The organism is Sporosarcina sp. D27 (genome assembly GCF_000586555.1).
Classification (GTDB): Bacteria; Bacillota; Bacilli; order Bacillales_A; family Planococcaceae; genus Sporosarcina.
On sequence record NZ_AZUC01000043.1, the window covers coordinates 1 to 21336 of the forward strand.

The window sequence follows — 21336 nt, forward strand, 5'->3', positions numbered from 1 at the left end:
CCAGGGTCTTCAAGCTTCGCTGATCCCTCCGGAGTCGCCGCTCTCCGCTACAATCAACAGGATCTCACAACTATCAAATGAGGTGATGGAAATGATGACTTAGAATCAAGTTATTGAACGAGAACAGATGGAAATGCTTACGATTGAACAGTTAGTTCCGCAAGACCATCTGGTCCTTAAATTAAACGCAACAATTGATTTTCCCTTCATTTATTAATGGATTGGAGAACTATATTACCTATTTGGGAGACCCAGCATACAGTTGTACTTAATAAAATGTCATTTATTCAATACACTAAGCCCTCTTAAGGTTGCCCCATGGCATCGGCAAAAACACTTTCAACTGTCTCTTTACATTTCCTTAGACTTCCTGGATTTCATATCGGTGTCTCAAGTCTTCTGCTGCATCTAGTTATTCTTACCAGCTGGACATGGAGCGCTCTGATTGCATTCTTTGATTGAATGATGTGAAAGTCTCACGAGAAATTCAGTTGATTGAAGTGCAGGACGGCGACTCCTGGGGATCAGCGAAAGCTGTTACGAAGAACAGCTTTTGCGAGTAAAAGCGAAGCGTTAGGAGCACGTGTTTTTAAAACCCCGCAGAAAAAGCCGTAACGAAGAACGGATTTTGCGAGCATAAGTGCAACGTTGGGAGCACATCTTTGCTTTCGAAGCGACGAGGAGGCTGAGGGCAAGCCCCCGGAAAGCGCCCGTCCGGAACGGAGATCAACGGCCTGTCATCCTTCATTTCTAGAGTCAACTATGCAAAAAGACAAAAAGGGATGGAAATCAAATCGATTTCCATCCCTTTTGTCTACAGTCTGAAATCTCCAACTTTCAACTGAAGTGGGAGATTTTTTTAATATAATTACGCATCCATCGATTGCTCTTTCGCTTTCGGATCACGGATAGCAAACGACAGCAACAGACCGAACGCTGCGATACAGCCCGCTACCAAGAATGCGACATTGACGCCATGGATAGCACCTGCAATCGAACTTCCGCTAGCTGCGGTGATGGTAATCGTCACGAGCACCGCAGTTCCGACAGCACCTGAAATCTGACGGAATGTGTTATTCATAGCCGTACCATGGGAAATCAGGTGATTCGGTAACTGATTCAAACCGAGCGTTGTGGATGGCATCATGACCATGGCGATACCGACCATTCGGATTGCGTTCAAGACCGCCAAATACGTAAACGTCGTATCTTGCGACAAATTCGCAAACAGGAACGTTGTGACTGTCAGAATGGCAAATCCTGTTCGGAGCAGCCACTTCGCTCCGTATTTATCGAACAGCGTGCCTGTTACTGGGTTCATGACACCCATGACGAGTGCGCCGGGCAATAGCATGAGGCCAGAATGCAAGGCATTGAAGCCAAGTAAGTTTTGCATGAACAGCGGCAGAATGATAGTGGTTGCAATCATTGAGGCGAACACAATCATTCCAAGTCCTGTCGCTAACGAGAAGACACCGTATTTAAACACCCGGAACTCGAGGATCGGTTCTTCCAGTTTTAACTGGCGGGTAATGAACAAGAAGAGTGTAACTGCCCCGACTGCAAGTGAAATAATAACGTTTGGACTCAGCCAACCTAAGTTACCGGCTACACTGAAGCCGTACAGGATACCTCCAAATCCCAATGTTGAGAGTACAATCGACATGTAGTCCATTCTTGGATTCGTTTGTTCCGTAATATTCTTAAGTAAGAAATACGCGGCAATAATAATGACGACAGCAATTGGGATCACGACGTAAAAGACACTGCGCCATGGGAAGTTATCGACGAGATAGCCGGACAAACTTGGTCCAATGGCAGGTGCAAATGCAATGACGAGACCAAACATCCCCATCGCCTTCCCGCGTTGCGAAATCGGGAAGATGAGAAACATGATCGTCTGCAAGAGCGGCATCATGATTCCGGCTCCAGCCCCTTGTAAAACGCGTCCTATCATCAAGAAGGAAAAGTTAGGAGAAAATGCAGCGATAAGTGTACCGGTGGCGAAGGTTCCCATAGCAGTTAGGAACAACTTTCGTGTAGTAAATTTCCCAATGAGGAACGCGGTGATTGGAATCATGATCCCGTTGACGAGCATGAAGATCGACTGCAGCCATTGAACGGTACTTTGGTTAATATTGAAATCTTTCATAATGTGGGGGAGTGCTGTCGCTAGAAGCGTCTGGTTTAGAATCGTAATGAACGCTCCGGATAATAATACAGCGAGTAGTGGAATATTCTTTTTAAAATCGAACGTCTGGGTATCACCCAGTGCTTGTGAATTGACCATTAGCTTTTCATCACCTCATTTTGGAGTAGCAAATCCTAACATACATTATTATATGAAATCCGGACCTGACATTCCTTATATGATAGAGGTTATTGGTGCAGACCTCAATTTTGCTGTTTGATAAATCGTATTGTATTAGTAAGGATTGCCGCATTGAGTGAAAGCCATACCAAACCACACCTTGTTGCGGCTAAGTCAAACTTCATTTGCCTGGAAAGTACCATCACTGGATGATACGATATGAAAGAATAGTTAAATAATTGGATGAATGAGGAGAAAAATGAAAAAGAAACTATTAATCACGGGTATATCTATAAGTTTGCTGCTGTTTATTGCTGCAGTAGTTTTCGTAGGATTTTCCGTTTATATCTTTCTTGTCTATTCTAATATGGCACGCGGAGCTATCTATATGGAAGACGAGTTACCCGAATATGCACAAGATAAGCTTGGACGAACAATTGAAATTGTAGATTGGAAATCAGAAGAAGATGATCGCCATAAGGCTATAGTGCATGTGAAAACGCTGGATCGGCAAGGATTGAACTTTCTTATTCGTGTTAACAAAGAGGGTGAGGTCGAGAATGATAATTATCGAGAACTCGTAACTCGTGAAGACGTAAACAATCGATATAAGGAGAGCGAGGAAATAAAAGCGCTTAAAGCAAATGGATTTTCAACAATCACAATCGGAAATGAGGCGTACGAAGAGGACTTGACCATGAATCTTCCTGAAGATGTTCAATTGTTTGAGCCAGCTGCATTTGAACTACTGCATGACTCTTTACCCGTTATTCATCGTCTGAACGAAAAAATAACGGCCGATACGGGATATCCATTGGAGGTTCTCTCTGTAAATGGCGGGTGGCTTGACCTCACTAAGAGTTATGAGAATGCAAACTCCATAGGTCAGGCGTTTGCCGAGGAGAGTCCTGAGATCTTCTATCCAAATTTCTATGATGATGACATGCTTGTTTTACATGATGGACTTGATAACTTAGAAGAGACAATTCTAAGATTAAGACTTGCAGACGCGGAACTGTCCTGCTACGAATTAAAAAACTTTGAATCGTGTAAACACTATGAAGTTGTTATCGATACAACGGAACAGGAAGACGGCACGGTTTTTCATATGAATGAAAAAAAGGACTTAGATGAGCTTTTATTGGTTATTCAGCTTCTTCAGAAAATCGACTTGCCTATTGAACGGGTAAGTTTGTATCCTGTACTTGTTATTGCCAAAGCGGACGAGGAGCAGGATTATAGAGCGTCTGAGGTATTCATTTCACCAATTGACGATATTAAGACCGTTCGTGATATACGTTATCAAGTAAAATGAGTAGATAGATAACTAGGGAATGTCTATCCCTTACACCCTATCTTGTGGTTTGAAATTCAACATCCTCATATCGTGGCATTGGCAACAAAGGAGCATCTCAAAGGTACAATTATAGTATGCTATAGTTGTTGTAGAGGCTTGATAGATAACGGACTTTTGTCAATGTACAAAGGACACGTAAATGAGGTGCGCATATGAAAAAAGTAAGAATTGGAGTCATTGGAGCAGGATTAAGAAGGAATTTAGCACTATATTGGCATAAGCCTGAGGGTGAATCTGAAATCGTTGCTTTGGCGGATTTATCGGAAGACCGTCAGCAGAAATTTCAAGAAGAGATAGGCGCACAACTTTTTCTAACGAAAGACTATAAAGAGTTATTGGTGCGAGATGATATCGATGCTATCGCTGTGCTATCACCAGATTATCTCCACGAGGAGCATGTGATTGCGTGCTTAGAAGCGGGCAAGCATGTGTATTCTGAAAAGCCACTGGCAATTACAGTGGAAGGATGTGACCGGATCATTGAGGCATGGGAGAAATCGGATAAGCACTTGATGGTTGGCTTCAACATGAGATATATGAGTATGTATCAGACGATGAAGGGATTAATAGACTCAGGAGCGATAGGGGAGTTGAAAACAGTTTGGGTTCGCCATTTTGTTGGATTGGGTGGATATTATTACTACCATGACTGGCACGCAAGAAGTGATAAGACGACTTCACTCCTACTTCAGAAAGGATCTCATGACTTGGATGTCATCCATTGGATTTCAGGTAAATATACAACGAAAGTTTCTGCATTCGGAGGGCTGGATTATTACGGCGGCGACATGCCGAATGATCTGACTTGTCCAGAGTGTTCGATGAAAGATACGTGCCCAGAGTATGTGCCTCATACATTTACGGAATGCGCATTCCGCAAAGAAGTAGATGTCGAAGATAACAATATGTTGATCATGGAGTTAGAAGGAGGCATAAAAGCATCATACTTACAATGTCACTTTACACCGGACTATGAACGGAATTATACATTCATCGGAACAAAGGGACGAATCGAAAACGATGAAGTGAATGGTAAAGTGTATTTGAAGACACGCAAGACGAACACGTGGAATGAGTTTAGTAATGTGACGTATGATATGAAGCCTGAAGTAGGCAGTCATGGTGGAGCAGATCCGAAGATTGCACAAGATTTTATCGAACTTGTGCTTCGAAACAAACAGCCACTGACGTCTCCATTTGCGGGAAGAATGAGCGTTGCGGTAGGATGTGCGGCAACAGAATCGATTCGGTCCGGTGGCGGAGTTATCCACGTATCTCAGGAATCGAGTATTACCGATTGTTAATGACTCGGATTCAATTCATCCTATGCATGCATGAGAATATTCTCTCGAATCAGCGTTCACACAAAAGTCGAAAAACATGACTTATGACTCTGAAACACTCCAAGGATATAGGACGTTCTATGCTATAATTATGGATATAAAGATAACTTGGGGGTATTCATATGTTCAAAAGTAAAAGTAAACTAGTAGAAATAGATAATTTCCAAGAAGAGTTAACGGCTTTAAAAGAAAGTCATGCATTAAAAGAGGAGCAAGATAAGATTCGTGTGCTTGAGTTAAGAGACGAGTTAGCTGCTGCTGTGATGCAACATGAGAAAGTGAATGGGCAACATGGAGTCCTCGGTGACGCGGTTGGTCAAATTGAAAAACGATTTGAGAACATTGACCAGCTTAGTGAACAAACTACCCAAAAGTCAGAAGAACTGTATGAGAAGGGGCGCTCTTTGGAAGACCAATCACATCTGATGGTTACCGAAGCCACTGAAGGCACACAAGAAGTGAACGCAACAGCAGAAGTGATTAAAACGCTTGGCGAGCAAATCCAGGCATCCGAGAAGAATATGACAAATTTAAGTGCACGTTCCGATGAAATTCATTCGATTGTTGGCGTGATTGATGGTATTGCAACTCAAACGAATTTACTTGCGTTAAATGCTTCAATTGAAGCGGCAAGAGCGGGTGAGTCTGGAAAAGGATTCGCAGTTGTTGCACAGGAGGTCCGAAATTTAGCAGAGAGTACGGCAAAGAGTACAGCGAGTATTCAAACTCTGACTTCGTCATTACGAGACGAGATTAAAGAAGCGTTGGATTCTACAAGAACGAGTGCTGAACTTGTGGATAAAGGCGTGCAAGTTAGTCTTGCTACAGCTGAGAAAATCGAACGTATTTTAACTACCATCGAAACGAGCCAAGGAGATATTGGTTCCATCCAGAAGATGATTGAAGAACAAAAACAATTATCCGCGGAAGTGAAGGATGAACTGCTCGATGCAAAAAATCTTTTCTCACAAGCACACGGGCTCATTATTGAGCATATTGAAGATGCCAAGGAAGTCGACAAACGACTTGAAAATGGTATTCGTCAATTGACTGTTGAGTAATCATATAAACGATGACACGAACCTATTAAACGGATCGTGTCTTTTTTATTGTAAAAGTTATTCAAGGTGCAACACAAAATATGTCTCCTATCACTCCAATACTTGCCACACTATTCCGCAAAGGGATTACTCCGACTGACAGAAGGGTAGAAGACTAACACACTTTGAAAAAGGGAGTTATGCCGAATGGAAAAAGTATTTGTTTTAGGTGGAACCGGATTGCTTGGACTCGAGACGATTCACGAATTACTCGACAAGGGTTATGAAGTTTCTACAATTGCACGCAATGCAGAAGTAATGGAGGACGTGTTACCTGATCCAGTAAAAGAACGGATGATTGGTGACATGAATGAGATGACAGATGAGCAAGTGTTGGCGATGCTGAAAGATAAAGACGCATTTGTCTATGCAGCTGGATTGGATGAGCGAACCCTTCCTGAAGCGCCAGCTATGAAATTTTATTATGAAAAGAACGTATTACCTACACAAAGATTTGCAAGATTGGCTCGTGTAGCGGGCGTACAGAAGTTTGTCATATTCGGTTCGTATCACACTGAAACTGCAGGTATGTGGACCGATTTAAACTTGCAGGAACAACCTTATGTCAAAACAAGATTACTACAGGAGGAAATTGCATTCATGGAAGGAGAGGGATCCATGGAGGTCATGTCGCTTCGTCTACCATACATATTCGGAACAATGCCACATCGTACACCGTTATGGAAAAGCTTTTTCCCTCGGGTTCAAGGTCTGGATGTAGTAAAAGTCCCCGCTGGCGGGACGGCAATGGTGACAACGAAGCAAGTGGCGGAAGCGGCTGTCGGTGCATTGGAACATGGTGAGCACCGAGGGACTTACGCTATCTCTGGCATTAATATGAAGTATGACGAGTTCTACAGGATGATTGCGGAAAGTCTTGGGCAAACTGACACAATCGTTGAAACAGTTCCCGTGGAGCACTTAAAGCCTTCTGCTGAGAAAATGGATGAAACTGTTGCAGCAAAAGGGAAAGAGCACGCGATTCATATGGGGAAACAAATCGAAATGCAGAATCGGGATGCCTTCATTGATCCGGATGAGACGATGCGGATATTAAACTATCAGGAAGACGATGTCCGTGCTGAAATTAGAAGAACGTTGGCTGCTTGTGCAGAAGAAGTACAGTGAGATTCCCTTACTTTCATCCAGCTGAGGAAAAAAACGAGTGCAACTCAAAAATCTATTTACGCTTTCATTGAATTCTGATTGAGGTCTGGTAAAATCGTTGGTATTACTTCCATGACGCTTTGACTGGCGAGCAAATCTAAGGAGGGCGATTATGAATATAGCGGTGGCTGTGGATGGTTCAGAGAGTGCATTACGTGCGGCACAACATGCGCTAATGCTTGTTCAGTTTTTACCGGAGACGCACTTGGAAATCATTTTTGTGACCGATTTTAATAAGGTGGAAGACGAACGACTTCTGACAGAAAGCCCTAAAAATCTCGCTGCGTATCAGAAGAAAAATGTCCAACCTGTTGTGGAATTGGCACGTGAGGCTGGGGTAGAACCGAAAGTCACGTTGCTGAAGGGGCAGACGGGTCCTACAATCATTAAGTATGTGAATGCTAGTGAAGTCGATCAGTTAATACTCGGTAGTCGAGGATTGAATGCTTTTAAAGGACTTGTATTTGGAAGTGTCAGTGGAAAAGTAGTAAAGCGTATGAGGTGTCCTGTGACGCTTGTAAAATAGAAGTAGTATAGTTAGGTTACCCAATCTATTCACTTTAAAGATTCGTAGTTTGCTGAACTCAGCAGATGCGGGTCTTTTTGCTGTTCTGAACGAGTCCAATGAGCATTCTTCTAGTTTTTACCTATCTGTTTGATAAACTATTATAAGGTTTAACTAATTCCTAAATAAATGCTTGAAGTGAAAAACACGAAAGTCACATTTGTGAACGTTAAAAACAGGGGGGATTGCGGTGAATTTAATGAATTCAAAAAACGGAGCTACCTATGGTTCTGCAATCGTTGTCGGGGCGTCACTTTCAGGGCTAATGACTGGAATTGCGCTTGCTAGAGAAGGGGTACAAGTGACTCTTCTCGAGAAAGTTGGGTCAGGACATCGTTCCGGGGCTGGTCTTCAAGTTGATGCCGCGGGATTTAATGCGACAGGGACGGAGCGATTGTTACGGAATCTAGCTTCCGGTGGGAAACGATCCATTCAGCTATGGTCCTCCATAGAGTCTCGTTTGCGGAAAGAAGCTGAAGAGGATTCAAGGATTGAATTACGCTATGATACGCGTGTTGAATTTGTGGATCAAGATGATACTTCCGCTTTTGTCATGACAGATGCAGGTGAGACAATTCACGGCGACATTTTGATTGGCGCGGATGGACATCATAGTTTAGTGCGGCGACACGTAGCTCCGGATAATCCTGAGGCAACTTTTGCAGGATATATGGTGTGGATTGCTTCTACGAAGGAAGCGGAGTTGCCTCCACATATGCGTCCTGGATACAATCATCCGGAAGTGACTATGCTCGAAAGTTTGAATGGCTTTTTGTTTGGCTCAATCATTGAATCTGGGGAAGGCTCAAGTAATCGCCGAATTGGGTGCACGTGGTACGATAACTCCAGAAATGAGTTGTTGCGTCGTCTAGGATGTGTCGAAGGGAAAGTCGTGAACCATTCACTGAAAGGACCTGATATACCTCAAGAGACAATCGATGAGCTCTCTACTCTAGTATCTGCAAGATGGGACGAGCCATGGAAATCTGCTATGTTGCACGCACTTCGGCATAGAAACCTTACAGGTACACCGATTAAAGAATACGTTCCCACTCAGCTAGTCCGTGGTCGTATTGCATTGATAGGAGATGCTGCACACGTTCCAGCACCTATTACGGCTAGCGGATTTAACGCATCCTTGCAAGACGCAGTGGAATTGGGAAAGTGTGTGGCTAAGGGAATGGAAGGAATCGCATCTATGAAAGCTCTGAAAAACTATGAATCGCTCCGTTTACAAAAGGTCCGAAAAATGGTGCAATCAGGGCAAACCTATAATCGCTCATTTGGACTGGGACGCTAATACGCTCGGAAATTACATCTTCAAGAGTAAACAGTAAAAAAAGCCTGTGTCAAAACCAACTAAATTGGTTTAGGCACAGGCTTTTCGCTTAAATGGACGCTTCGTAAATTGAGTTCACCGCTTTTTCAAGAGCGCTGTTGAACTCATCATCTGTTTGGTTGGCATTCAAGTCTTGGCTAAGAGCTCTTGAGAAACTGGCGATCAAACCTTCATTTTCCTTCAGTTTTTCATTCGCTACAGTTGTGGAGTATCCACCCGACAGCGCGACAACTCGTACTACTCTAGGGTGTTGAATTAGCTCCCTGTACAAGTTTGCCTCGGTAGGGATCGTCACCTTTAACATGACATTTTCATCTTCAGTCAACTGATCCAAGTGGTTAAGAAGTTCAGTTTTCAACAATGTCTCACAAGCCGGTTTGTTTGCGCTGTTAATATCCACTTCAGGTTCAATAATTGGAACGAGACCCGCAGCGATAATTTGTTTCCCAACTTCAAATTGCTGATCGACAACCGCTTTGATGCCTTCTTCATTTGCTTCTTTAATGACAGACCGCATTTTTGTCCCGAAAATATGACGTTTGTTTGCACGTTTCAAGGTTTCATCCAAATCTGTGATGGGCTTCATGAGTTGGACGCCATTTGCTTCGTCTGCAAGGCCCTTGTCGATTTTAAGGAATGGAGCAATCCCTTTCTTTTCAGCTAAGTAATCAGCAGTGTACATACCGTCAATTTCACGATCCATCGTTTGTTCGAAAAGAATCGCACCAAGAATGTGCTCCGCATTAAACGCAGGAGACGTGATGATTCGCGTTCTCATATCGTGCACTAGATTGAACATCTCATCTTCGTTTGTATACGCGTCTTCGTTCACTCCGTATGCTGCGAGTGCCTTAGGGGTACTGCCACCACTTTGGTCAAGCGCGGCGATGAACCCTTTTCCGTTTTTCACCTTGTCCAATTGTTTTTCATTCATTCCACTCACTCCTCATTCATAGTGTGTAACTTCCTGAAAAAATCATAAAGATGGAGACTGACAGGGGTCAGTCTGAATGTATATCACTCTAACATGAATAGAGCCTATCACGCCATCAAACCAGATTAGGGAAAGCTCTAGCTACCTCTTACGTCCACTTATAGAAGAATAGTGCAAAGATTGAAAAGCAGACAATCCCGAATGCAATCCATAATATAGCCATCGGGTCCCATCCACTGACAGATGCACTAGCACCAACCCCAGCAACGAATGTGATGATACCAGTGAAAAGATGAAGCATATCCTTTTTTGCCTGTTCATCCTTTTCGAAGAGAATCAGATACAAGCTGTTCATCATATTCCGTGCATTCCCAGTCATAATTCCATTATTGACAGGAGTCGATCCGATTTTTCTGAACGTCGTCAATGCATAACCTGAGAGTAATCCTAGTACAAAAACCATTACAGACAATTCGAGACTTGTTTGAAACAGTGCCAACACCAGTAAAAGGAGTGCCTGGACATACAGGAACAGGCGATATCTCCGCAAACCAGGAAGCCTCAACCGAGCCAAAAGAACCTCACCTAAAAATGCACCACACATGAAACCGAAGAAAGCAACCATGTTCGCCAAAGCATCATAGGGATGACCTGTGAATAATTTGACACCAAACGTTACCATGTTTCCAGTCTGGGCACTCACGAAAACATGGTCCAACTGCATAAACGTATAGGCATCGATAAACCCCATCAAAAAAGCAGCACAGATTGTTAGTAAACTTGTAATCCGTTTGGTATGCAACTGATCTCTATCCATTTAGCTCCCCCCCACCTGCAAAACGAATCTTTAAGAACTATGTATAACTCTGAAATACCCTTAATCAGCGAGAGATATCCATGAAGTTCAAAGAATATGACGAACGCCTGAAAATGGGCGACTAGTTTTGTACCGAATCGTCAATACTCAATTTGAAAACATAATTCACTATATTTTATGGATTAATACTTGTGATGTGAAGGTTCTGGGAATTATATTACAGTTTAACTTTACACAAATACGGAAAAATATAAGGTTGGGGAGGTTTTAACATGTCAGATAATAATCCAAAAGAAAGCGCGAGTGGAGAGCAACAAAAACAGCAAGATATGAGTCGCCGGAAATTCCTGAAGAATTCAGGCTTAGTAGCAGGTGGACTGGTAGGTGGTTCATTATTCGGTGGCTTGCTAACGAATAGTTTCGATTCAAAGAAAGAACAAAAGGTTGAAGAGCATAAGGATGCTTTGATAGATGTACAAGAAGCCATGCAATTTTTCACCCGTCATCAAGACTTCTTAGTATTGATGGCTGCAACGGAACAAATCTATCCCGAGGACGAGCACGGTCCAGGAGCGATTAAATTAGGCGTACCTTACTATATTGATAAACAATTGGCTGGCCGTTGGGGCATCAATGGAAGGGACTACAGACATGGTCCGTATACGGCAAGTTTAGATGAGAGTGACCAATCTGCGGGTCCAGCAGGCGAACAATCCATTTTAGATCGTGGCGACATATTCATTCAGGGAATAAGGAAGTTGGACGAAGAAAGTCAAAAACGATTTAGCACTACGTTTGATAAGGCAGAAGAAGACCAGCAAATTCAGATTTTGCAGGACTTCGACGATGACAAAGTGAAAATGAACGGACTTGCCGCTTCTGAATTCTTCGCTCTGCTAATCCAATCTACATTAGAAGGCGCATACTCCGATCCACTATATGGAGGAAATCGTAATATGGAAGGCTGGAAGATGAAGGAGTTTCCTGGGGCGCAAACCTCATACGCTGGCTACATAGACCAAGACGAATTTATAAAACTGGAACCAGTTAGTTTACGGGACTATCAAGGACACTAAATCATAATTTGAGAAGAGGAATCAAAATGGTCAAAAAGTTACCTAAAGTAGATGCTGTAATTGTAGGATCCGGTTGGGCAGGCGGGATTGCTGCAGCTGAACTTACTAAAGCGGGACATAAGGTAGTAATTCTCGAGCGAGGTCGGGATAAAAAGCACGAAGACTTTATGGGGACAAAAGATGAGCTACGTTATTCAAAACGATATGATTTGATGCAAGATCTTAATAAAGAAACGATTACATCGCGGAATTCTATAGATAAGACAGCACTTCCAGTTAGAGATAATTCAAAAGCAAGATTAGGAAATAATACGGGAGGAGCTGGAGTCCACTGGAATGGGATGTCATTTCGTTGGTTACCGTATGATTTTGAGATTTATAGTAAAACGGTGGAACGATACGGTAAAGAAAAAATACCTAAAGAGTCCACGATGCAAGACTGGGGCATTACTTATGATGAGTTAGAACCTTACTACGATAAATATGAAAAGACAGCGGGTATTTCAGGGGAAGAAAATCCGATTGGTCCCCCTCGTTCCGATAAGTACCCCAATCCCCCATTGAAAGAAACACCAACGATTCGGTTGTTTAAGAAAGCGACTACTGATTTGGGCTATCATCCATACCATATGCCTTCCGCAAATCTCTCCCAAGCCTATGTGAACCCGGATGGAGAAAAGTTAAATGGATGTGTGTATTGCGCGTTTTGTGAAGAGTATGGATGTGACTTTGGAGCGAAAGCTGATCCGATTGGTACCGTTCTTGCGACTGCAAGGAAAACAGGTAACTTGGAACTGCGAAATGGCTCCAACGTAACACGGGTAAGTCATGACGGAAAGCGTGCGACAGGATTAGTCTATACCGATACGATGACAGGAGAGGAATTTGAACAGCCAGCTGATATTGTCGTCCTTGCAGGATTTGTATTTACAAATACGAAACTATTGCTCATCTCTAAAATTGGAACTCCTTATGATCCAAAAACAGGACAAGGAATCATCGGTAAAAACTTCACTGGCCACTTCAATAATTTGTCCACGTATATTGGGGCGCGTGGTTTCTTTGAGGATAAAAAATTCAACAATTTCATGGGGACAGGTGCATTAGGTGCCACGATTGACGACTTTAGTGGAGATAACGAAGATCATTCCAATCTTAAATTTCTACATGGATATGAAGTTCACTATGGCCAGTTAGGAACACGCCCCATTGCGAATAACCAAGTACCAGAAGGAACTCCAGCTTGGGGAAAAGAATTTAAAAAGCAATCATTGAAATATGCGAACCGTAATTTATTCATCACAGCTCAGAGTGGATTTTTGCCAAACAAAGAAACGTATATGGACTTAGATCCGACGTACAAAGATTCGTTAGGGAATCCTCTCTTACGGGTTACTGTAAAGTATGCAGAGCAAGATCGCGAACGTGCAAAGGCAGGAGTCGCTCGTTGCGCAGAAATCATGAAAGAGATGGGCGCAGATACGATGAATGTCGATGTCGTGGAAGATGACGTGGAATTTGACCATAAATTTTACACAGACCACTTCTTCGGTGGAGCAATTATGGGGGAAAGTCCCGAAAACTCTGCGGTGAATACGTATTCCCAAATGTGGGAGATGGAAAATCTCTTCGTAGTTGGCGGTTCGTCTTTCCCTCATAACAGTAATTACAACCCGACTGGAACAATTGGGGCATTTGCCTATCGTGCTGCTGAAGGGATGAATAAGTATCTCAAACAAGGTGGTCTACTTACACAAGCAGAACTCAAGGAAAATGCGTAATATTCCTACTAACTTATCGATTTATCTCATACAAAGGGAGAAGCCTGAATGTATAGGCTTCTCCCTTCGTTTTCGAGAATCCCCTTCAACACATTCCCTTTCTCAAAAGCAAAAATAGACCTGTACGGGCCAGTTAATGCAAACTCTCATCATTTTCTAATTGTTCTCTAATAGAACTTTAGACCTTTAAGTGGTACAGTGTTAATTAGTATAAAAGGAGTGGTTAGAATGAGCGAAAGGGAACTGTTTACGGCCATTAACAAGTGCGTCAACGAATTGGATTTTGTTTCTGCAAGGAAATACATGGAAGAGAATATTGAATTGCTTAACAGATATAAGCATCGGTTGCAGCACAATGCGCAAGAACTGTTCGAATTTGTTGCAAACCGAGATCTGAACAGCGAGATGCTAAACAGAAAAGAACTGAATATTATTCAGGCGATCAACGAATATGCCGCCAATTTTAACATTAGGGGTTTTAAGCTATTAGTAAAAGAAAGAGGCGCGTTACTTAGTAAAAAAGACACCCTCACTTACTTGAATGAAGATGCGAAAGCATTGTTGGAAAGCATGAACGCTCTCATCGTTTAAGTGCATGTGAGTTGTAAAAAGTAGACTACCTCATAGGTGAGAAAAACTTAACATGAAATCTAAAAACACTTTCGAAGTGATACACTTAAAGTATCTACAATTGAAAGGGTTTTTCTTTTTGCGGAGTTTTACGCAAAGGAGATGTGACGCTATATAGCGAATTTAGTATTCTCCTTATGACTAAAAAATATGTTCTAAAGTGGAAGTACAATTATGAAATGGTATATTGGTAAGGGCTGGTAAAGTAAAGGGGTGGTCATATGAATTCTCATGAATTGTTTAAAATGATCAATCAATGTGTGGATGAATTGGATTTTATAACTGCAAGAAAGTATATGGAGGATAATGTAGACCTTGTGAAAACACATAAGCATCATCTCCAAAGGAATGCGCAAGATTTATTTGAGTTTGTTTTGAATTCGGATGGAAGACGTTTGACCCAATCGGAGGTTAAAGTAATTCATGCTATTAATGATTATGCTGCTCATTTTAACATTCGATCTTTTAAATTGATGGTGAAGGATCATGCGGGTCTAGTTAGCAGGGAAGATACACTTACTTATTTGAATCAGGACGCGCGGGCATTGTTAGAAAGTATGCATATTATTACTAGCACCGAAGAGACTTAACACCATTTATCAATACTTGACGAATTGACTTACTAAAAGTATGCTACTGTTGTAAGAATTAATGGTTCTTTTAACCAACAGGAGGAGTTAACTTGTCTAAAACAATCTCTACCGTAATTAAAGAACGCCGTTCGGTGAGAAAATACGATCCGGACTTCACCATCGAGAGAAAAGAGATTTTGGAGATGCTAGAGCAAGCAACACTCGCACCTTCAACTAGCAATCTACAACCATGGGAGTTCATTGTCTTCCTAGATGCTGAAGAACGCAAAGATTTGAGAAAAATTGCATTTAACCAAGAACAGATAGAAACTGCTTCTGCAGTCATCGCTGTACTGGGAGATAAGGAGTTTTACAAAAACATCGATCCAGTTTATGACAGCATGTCCGAAGCTGGTTTTGTGGACGAGGCAAGTAAAGCTGTGCTCGTTGGAAATGCCCACAAGGCTTATCCATATGCGCCTGAAGAATCGCGTAAGAATTTGGCCACGTTCGATTCTGGTCTCGCTGCAATGCAGTTCATGCTCATTGCGAAAGAGCGTGGCTATGCAACTGGGCCAATGGGTGGATTTGACAAAGTGAAATTTGCACAGCGTTTCAATATATCTGATCGTTATTTTCCGATTGTTTTAATTACTCTTGGAAAAGAAAATTCTCCTGCGTATTCAACAACTCGATTTCCAATTGAAGACAAAGTAAAGTTCATATAAACAATTAAATAAGTATCGGTTATTCACGAAATTGGTGAGTACTATGCATATTGTACGTCTTAATGAATAGCAATCTAATGAAAAATACCAGTATACGATTGAATGTGAAATTCAAAAGTATACTGGCATTTTTATATATTGTTCGAAGGAAAGCTTTACTTCTTTTCCGGTACGAGTACAGTGCGCTCCAAAGGAACTCCGCCCATAGCAACATTTCTTTTGAGAACCACATAAGACAGTCCATCAACCACATAATGACCATCTCCGTTGTACTCAGCACTTTTACCTTGTTTTCTTAGCTCTTCGATAACTGCATTGGCTTGATCGGTAAGACTTGCGTACCTGCCATCCAACTCCAATGTAATATTGCCTTTCCTATACCCCATAAGCCTATTAAAACCAAACAACATAACAACAAAGATACTGATAGTAATGAACCAGTTAGCCATTGCTTCTCCTCCTACTCGTTAGTTGTGTACTTGTAAAGAAGTTTTTAAAGATTAGTGGATGTGGCGGATTCTATAAGAGCAACTACTTAAAAATCGGTGCTTATATAAACACTCAACAAGTATTGAAACTAATTCAGTTGTGTTAACGTATAGTAATTGTCAACCTATAAATAGTATATCAATGATTTAAGGCGAATAAAACCTTTTTTGACTAAATTTTCAAGTAACTATAAAGAGACCATTGGATTATGATGGCGTGCATGAAAATCTAAATACGTGGTTTGAAATAATGGCTACTGTTATGAAGACGTCGATTCCCGGGCATCCAGCTAGATATAAGGAGATGAAAAAATATACCCCAAACATTTAGAAGTGTTTGAGGTACAGTGTGTTACGCACTTAATTTCTCTTGAACAAATTCCACGATATCCTCACGCTTAGACATGTCTCCTGGAGCAACGACGAACGTGTGAGAAGATCCGTCTGTTAGTTCTACAGTAAGACCATTCGAAAGGATTCCGAGGGCGTTCGATTCACGCACCTTCTCCATATCGCTGATAGGAATTGCCACTTCGCCTTTTTGAATGTTGATGGCGTGTGATGAAAAAAGGAATCGCTGGTCTGTAATGGTTAAGACTCCGCCTACAAATTCAATCCCATTTCTCAAGTTAGCGGACAGCTTATACTTAACTGTTTCTCCGTCATGAAGTTCCATAATGTAAACTCCTCCTTAAAAAAGTTCAGTGGGTAGATTGCTAGTCAACAAATACTTCTTTCAATTGATTTCCCCTGTCAAACCTCAACTAAACAAAGGGGCTTTTCAGTAAAAAGAATTTGGATCCTATATACTATAGTCTCGGATAGATCGAGCAATTATGTGCTTTTTAGGGGTTTTCTTTTATATCATTATCACATCAAAGGAGGATGGAACCTATCTCTACCAAAAATTCCAATGTATTCGGGTGCCTAGGTTGTCTATCTCCACTTGTTGGATGTATTTTTTTAGCCCTTGCGATTATTAATGGGGCTAGCTGGCTGGGATGGAGTGTCGTTGCTATACTTTTGTTTTTAACGATTCCTTTGTTTGCCAAAGCGAATTCATTAGAGGTGGATCAATTGGCCAAGCAACGAGAAAGTTTGAGTTCCATACAACCTCCAGCAGGTAATCTAGAGAATACGTTAACCTATGTTTCAAGTGATGCATTGACAAGAGTTACAATTCATGAAGAATCACGTCAGATTTTTTGTTGGCGTGCAGTGGATGGCCTTGGAAAACCATTGACTACACCGAAGGCCAACATGTCTTACACGCTAGATAATTATGGATTCCCTGAATTGGAAGCCGTTGCGATTGTAGAGAATTCAGAAGTGATCGATATGTCGTTTACATCTACGAATATCCCGATGCTAGAGTATATAAAAAAAGAGATATATAGTAAACTTCCTAAAAATATTCAGCCGAAAAAAATCCACACATTAGCGCTGGTCATTGAAATTCGTAACTGGACTCAACCTTTTTATCAAGTCAATTTCGTAAAAGGGAATTACACGCAAGTTGAAACAGACACACCTGAATATGAAAAGCTTTTAGAGGAGTTAAAATCGGGATTCTCTAAACTGAACAATGTAATAAATAATCAGCTACTGCAAAAAACTCCAGAAACGGCTGTTTTTCAGAAAGCGGATACTACGCCATCGATTGAAGTTGAGACACCTGTATCCACTAGTCGGTCAGACATTCGAGAAATTGAAGTAACGATACCTAGTGAGCCAGCAACATCCTATCGATATTACGAACAAGAGGAGCTTGAGCCCACTAATTCTTCACTTTCAGATGGACCTGTTAAACAAGTGGTTACACCTGAAAAAACAGAAGATGTGGTTCCTTTCGCTGAAGGAACAACTAAAGAATCTAAAGAGCTATCCTATTTCGAAAAACTCGTGGCAGAAAACAAAAGACAATTAAACAGCAAAGGGCCGTCAGAAAAAGAGCGAAACTAAAATAACCGTCCCAAAAATTGACCATAGGGACGGTTATTCAATGTAATTATTGAAGCGAAGCGATTGCCTCTTTCACCGGCGTATCGCCTGCAATTACTTGGAATTCTTTGCCGATTGTCGAGCTGTCTTCTAAACATGCAAGTAGGACCTGAGCGATGTCATCTCGTGGAACTTTGTTTGCCTCAACTTTCTTAGCAGCTTCAATTTTACCAGTTCCATCGTCGTTCGTTAACATACCAGGGTGAACAATCGTATAGTCTAAATCTGTGTTGCGAAGCCATTCATCTGCATAATGTTTCGCTGCAACATAAGGGGCAAATGATGAATCTGCTTCCTGGATTGCCTCGCGGGTCGTATCATAAGAACTGATGAGGATGAAACGCTTTACGTTCGCTTGTTTTGCAGCTTCGATTGACTTCACTGCGCCATCCAAGTCAATTAGCATCGTTTTGTCTGCACCCGTTTTCGGTCCGGAACCTGCAGCAAACACAATCGCATCTGCGCCTTCAGCGGCTTCTGCAATTTTCTTCGTGTCGTCTTCTAAATCCACTAAGACCGTTTCAGCTCCTAAGTCTTCGAAATAAGAAGCCTGTTCTTGCTTCCGTATCATCGCCTTGGCTGTCAACGCATCACTCTTCTGAATTAAAGAAACAAGTTCTTTACCGATTTGGCCGTTTGCTCCAATTACTAGTACTTTCACAATATCCAACCTTTCTTAAGTTCGCATTTTAAGATTTTACATAGGTGGTGTAAACGATGAGTGAAAAATGTCTCTATCTATTTATACCCCACTCAGAGTACTGCCTAACATTGGGGAGAAATTACAAACATAAGCTAACTAATTCGTTTCCTGATTCTCCAATGGTATAGTGGTCACAACAAACAAGACTACTAGTTAAGGAGAGGTTATTTATGAAAATTGAAATTTGGTCGGATTTTGTATGCCCGTTTTGCTATATCGGAAAGCGTAAGTTGGAACTAGCGTTGGATGAAATTCGTGGGAAAGATCGTATTGAAATAGAGTATAAAAGTTTCCAATTAAGTCCGGAATCCGCGAAGTATAGCGGACAAGACTTCTATGAGAGTATGGCAGCTAAGTTCGGTAGTGCTGAACAAGCGAAACAAATAATGGGCTCTATCGCGGAACAAGCGAAAGAAGTGGGACTTGAATTCAAATTTGATACGATGAAACCGACGAACACATTCGACGCACACCGGATGACAAAGTTTGCGAAAGTTCACGGCAAAGATGCTGTACTTGCAGAGAAATTACTGTATGCAAACTTTACACAATCGAAAGACGTGGGGAATGAAGTAATCCTTGTTGAACTCGCGGTCGAAGCAGGTTTATCTAAAGAAGAGGCACTTGCCGTTGCGAGTGATCCGAATGCTTATGCTGATGAAGTACGCGCGGATATCGAAGAAGCAAAACAACTTGGTGTTACAGGCGTTCCATTCTTTGTTTTTAATCGAAAATATGCGATCTCAGGTGCACAGCCACCTGAAGCATTTTTACAAGCTATAGAGAAAATCTTGGAAGAAGAACAGCCAGTATCCGTGTTTGAAAACCTGTCACCGGATAATGGGGCAGATGCCACATGTACAGATGGCAGCTGCGCGATTCCTGAAGAAAAATAAGTAATCGAAGGATACCGTCATCTTTACTGTTAGATGACGGTATATTTTTAATGAGGGATGTAAAAAGGAATGGGGGAATGTGTAAATGAATTTTGAACAGGAGCGCCGACACGCGGTTGGATTACATGATTTACGGATAAAAGAACTTCGAAGTAAACTGTCTCTTTCAGAACAAATGGAACTTGAAGAACTCTTAACTGTTCAAAACGAAAAACTGCCTGGATATGGTCAGATGCAAGATCACAGTGAGGTCATCCTTTACGCGATTCGGAATTATACATGGGAGGATCGTACCCCGGAGCCTACATTTTTTCAAAAGTTAGTAAAAGCAAAACCCGCTCCAAAGTCGTATAAACTATCCTTTGCAGAATTACCAGATGCTGATGAAGAAGGTTGGACGTTTTCACTCATGCTGGACTTCCGTCAAATCATGGAAGACGTTGGACTGGGCGCGGAATGGCCGAAGATGCTGCCGGCAGAGTGGGAAGTGTATTATGGGGATACAATGGATGATGGCGAGAAGCAATGGTTTGAAACTCTTCCAGACCCAGCCTGGTGTCATGCGAAGCTAATAGAAGCAAAAGGATTGGAAGAAAAAGTGGCTCAGCATGGAGAACAGATGATTGAGCTGTTCGCATGGGTAAAAGAATACTGGGGCAACGGGTATCAGATTTACGCCGACTTGGCCGACGTTTTCGATTACTATGGGGAAGGTGTCTAATCGCAAACGACAAAACCATTAAGAATAGAATTCTAGACAAAGCATTGGATGGTTCATTCATGCTATAGTGGGCAGTAAATACAAAAGCGAGAAGGCGAATAAATGATAGAAGTAAAAACTTCAGAAATAAGTGATGGCGAGTTCAACAGAGGCGTTTTTGCCACATGTGATATTGAAAAAGGTCAGTTGCTGCATGCGGCGCCGGTCATTTCCTATCCGAACGAACAGCACCAGTATATTGAGAAAACAATTCTCGGAGATTACGCGTTCGAATATGGCGTAAACCACTCCGCGATTCTTTTAGGATATGGCATGCTTTTCAACCATTCTTATGAGCCGAATGCCTGGTATGACATCAATTTTGATAACCAAACATTTGATTTCTTTGCCCATAAATCAATAACAGCAGGCGAAGAAATCTTCATCAACTACAATGGTGAAGTGGATGATCAGGAGCAACTTTGGTTCAACCAAGATTATGCCCCCACAGAAGATTAAGTACTGAAAGAATAGTCGAAGAAAAGCCATTTACACACTGCGTGTAAGTGGCTTTTTGCGTATCTTCAATTTCAAAAATTGTTCCCTAATGATTTCCATATAGTGTATGATATTCATATGGCGAATTAACTGAATTGAATTATATTTCCGGGCGTTAATGATTATACGATTCATAAGAGGAGTGAACGAGATAAACGAGTATGGTCCTTTTGATTTTTTATCTAACCTTTTAACTGTTTTAGCTTGGGGAGCGATTTTTTACCTCTCGTATAGAATATATAGAAAAAATCCCGAGCAACAGGTAGGTTG

General features: G+C 41.7%; 21 protein-coding genes and 1 pseudogene. 16 read left to right on the forward strand and 6 right to left on the reverse strand.

The genetic code is table 11. The annotated features are described in order from the left end of the window. Positions 1-127 precede the first annotated feature (127 nt). Positions 128-294 (forward strand): annotated as a pseudogene (locus tag N693_RS20560) (IS5/IS1182 family transposase); the annotation flags it as partial. A gap of 574 nt (positions 295-868) precedes the next feature. Here N693_RS20560 and N693_RS0106260 read toward each other — a convergent pair. After that, positions 869-2290 (reverse strand): MDR family MFS transporter, encoded by a 1422-nt coding sequence (locus N693_RS0106260; RefSeq protein WP_037592878.1) that lies wholly within the window; start codon positions 2288-2290, stop codon positions 869-871. Between the two features lie 280 nt (positions 2291-2570). Here N693_RS0106260 and N693_RS0106265 point away from each other — a divergent pair, with 280 nt between their 5' ends. From N693_RS0106265 to N693_RS0106290, 6 genes are all read left to right on the forward strand, one after another. Next, positions 2571-3626 carry a hypothetical protein gene (locus N693_RS0106265; RefSeq protein ID WP_025783947.1) on the forward strand — a complete coding sequence of 352 codons (1056 nt, stop codon included), beginning with the start codon at positions 2571-2573 and terminating at the stop codon, positions 3624-3626. 194 nt (positions 3627-3820) lie between these two features. Further along, positions 3821-4972 (forward strand): Gfo/Idh/MocA family protein, encoded by a 1152-nt coding sequence (locus N693_RS0106270; RefSeq protein ID WP_025783948.1) that lies wholly within the window; start codon positions 3821-3823, stop codon positions 4970-4972. Positions 4973-5133: 161 nt separating this feature from the next. After that, a complete protein-coding gene (locus N693_RS20750; protein ID WP_025783949.1) occupies positions 5134-6072 on the forward strand; it encodes a methyl-accepting chemotaxis protein in 939 nt (312 codons plus the stop codon). A gap of 186 nt (positions 6073-6258) precedes the next feature. Further along, positions 6259-7239 carry an NAD-dependent epimerase/dehydratase family protein gene (locus tag N693_RS0106280; RefSeq protein WP_025783950.1) on the forward strand — a complete coding sequence of 327 codons (981 nt, stop codon included), beginning with the start codon at positions 6259-6261 and terminating at the stop codon, positions 7237-7239. 151 nt (positions 7240-7390) lie between these two features. After that, entirely contained in the window at positions 7391-7804 is a 414-nt protein-coding gene (locus N693_RS0106285; RefSeq protein WP_025783951.1) for a universal stress protein, read from the forward strand. Positions 7805-8042: 238 nt separating this feature from the next. Next, entirely contained in the window at positions 8043-9143 is a 1101-nt protein-coding gene (locus N693_RS0106290; RefSeq protein ID WP_037592884.1) for an NAD(P)/FAD-dependent oxidoreductase, read from the forward strand. A gap of 88 nt (positions 9144-9231) precedes the next feature. Here the strand turns inward: N693_RS0106290 and N693_RS0106295 are convergent, their stop codons facing one another. Beyond that, on the reverse strand, positions 9232-10116 hold the full coding sequence (locus tag N693_RS0106295) for a fructose bisphosphate aldolase (protein WP_025783953.1): 885 nt from the start codon (positions 10114-10116) through the stop codon (positions 9232-9234). A 148-nt stretch (positions 10117-10264) separates the two neighbouring features. After that, positions 10265-10933 (reverse strand): YoaK family protein, encoded by a 669-nt coding sequence (locus N693_RS18955; RefSeq protein ID WP_025783954.1) that lies wholly within the window; start codon positions 10931-10933, stop codon positions 10265-10267. A gap of 272 nt (positions 10934-11205) precedes the next feature. Here N693_RS18955 and N693_RS0106305 point away from each other — a divergent pair, with 272 nt between their 5' ends. From N693_RS0106305 to N693_RS0106325, 5 genes are all read left to right on the forward strand, one after another. After that, complete coding sequence (locus N693_RS0106305) at positions 11206-12009, forward strand: gluconate 2-dehydrogenase subunit 3 family protein (protein WP_025783955.1); 804 nt, start codon at positions 11206-11208, stop codon at positions 12007-12009. Positions 12010-12035: 26 nt separating this feature from the next. Beyond that, positions 12036-13790 (forward strand): GMC family oxidoreductase, encoded by a 1755-nt coding sequence (locus tag N693_RS0106310; RefSeq protein ID WP_025783956.1) that lies wholly within the window; start codon positions 12036-12038, stop codon positions 13788-13790. A gap of 228 nt (positions 13791-14018) precedes the next feature. Beyond that, positions 14019-14381: a hypothetical protein gene (locus N693_RS0106315; protein WP_025783957.1), complete on the forward strand. Its 363-nt coding sequence runs from the start codon at positions 14019-14021 to the stop codon at positions 14379-14381. A 260-nt stretch (positions 14382-14641) separates the two neighbouring features. Then, positions 14642-15010: a hypothetical protein gene (locus N693_RS0106320; RefSeq protein WP_025783958.1), complete on the forward strand. Its 369-nt coding sequence runs from the start codon at positions 14642-14644 to the stop codon at positions 15008-15010. 92 nt (positions 15011-15102) lie between these two features. Continuing rightward, positions 15103-15720 carry a nitroreductase family protein gene (locus N693_RS0106325; RefSeq protein ID WP_025783959.1) on the forward strand — a complete coding sequence of 206 codons (618 nt, stop codon included), beginning with the start codon at positions 15103-15105 and terminating at the stop codon, positions 15718-15720. Between the two features lie 155 nt (positions 15721-15875). Here N693_RS0106325 and N693_RS0106330 read toward each other — a convergent pair whose 3' ends face one another. Continuing rightward, entirely contained in the window at positions 15876-16169 is a 294-nt protein-coding gene (locus N693_RS0106330) for a hypothetical protein (RefSeq protein WP_025783960.1), read from the reverse strand. A 391-nt stretch (positions 16170-16560) separates the two neighbouring features. After that, on the reverse strand, positions 16561-16884 hold the full coding sequence (locus N693_RS19625; RefSeq protein ID WP_025783961.1) for a GRAM domain-containing protein: 324 nt from the start codon (positions 16882-16884) through the stop codon (positions 16561-16563). 209 nt (positions 16885-17093) lie between these two features. Here N693_RS19625 and N693_RS0106340 point away from each other — a divergent pair, with 209 nt between their 5' ends. Continuing rightward, positions 17094-18170 (forward strand): hypothetical protein, encoded by a 1077-nt coding sequence (locus tag N693_RS0106340; protein ID WP_025783962.1) that lies wholly within the window; start codon positions 17094-17096, stop codon positions 18168-18170. Positions 18171-18216: 46 nt separating this feature from the next. Here N693_RS0106340 and N693_RS0106345 read toward each other — a convergent pair whose 3' ends face one another. Further along, positions 18217-18873 carry an SDR family oxidoreductase gene (locus N693_RS0106345; RefSeq protein WP_025783963.1) on the reverse strand — a complete coding sequence of 219 codons (657 nt, stop codon included), beginning with the start codon at positions 18871-18873 and terminating at the stop codon, positions 18217-18219. A 209-nt stretch (positions 18874-19082) separates the two neighbouring features. Here N693_RS0106345 and N693_RS0106350 point away from each other — a divergent pair, with 209 nt between their 5' ends. The 3 genes from N693_RS0106350 (at position 19083) to N693_RS0106360 (ending at position 21027) form a co-directional block, all read left to right on the forward strand. Continuing rightward, positions 19083-19808 (forward strand): DsbA family oxidoreductase, encoded by a 726-nt coding sequence (locus tag N693_RS0106350; RefSeq protein WP_025783964.1) that lies wholly within the window; start codon positions 19083-19085, stop codon positions 19806-19808. A gap of 85 nt (positions 19809-19893) precedes the next feature. Continuing rightward, positions 19894-20529, forward strand: coding sequence for a hypothetical protein (locus tag N693_RS0106355; protein ID WP_025783965.1), 636 nt, complete (start codon positions 19894-19896; stop codon positions 20527-20529). Positions 20530-20631: 102 nt separating this feature from the next. Further along, positions 20632-21027, forward strand: a complete 396-nt coding sequence (locus N693_RS0106360) for an SET domain-containing protein (RefSeq protein ID WP_025783966.1) — start codon at positions 20632-20634, stop codon at positions 21025-21027. Positions 21028-21336: the final 309 nt, after the last annotated feature.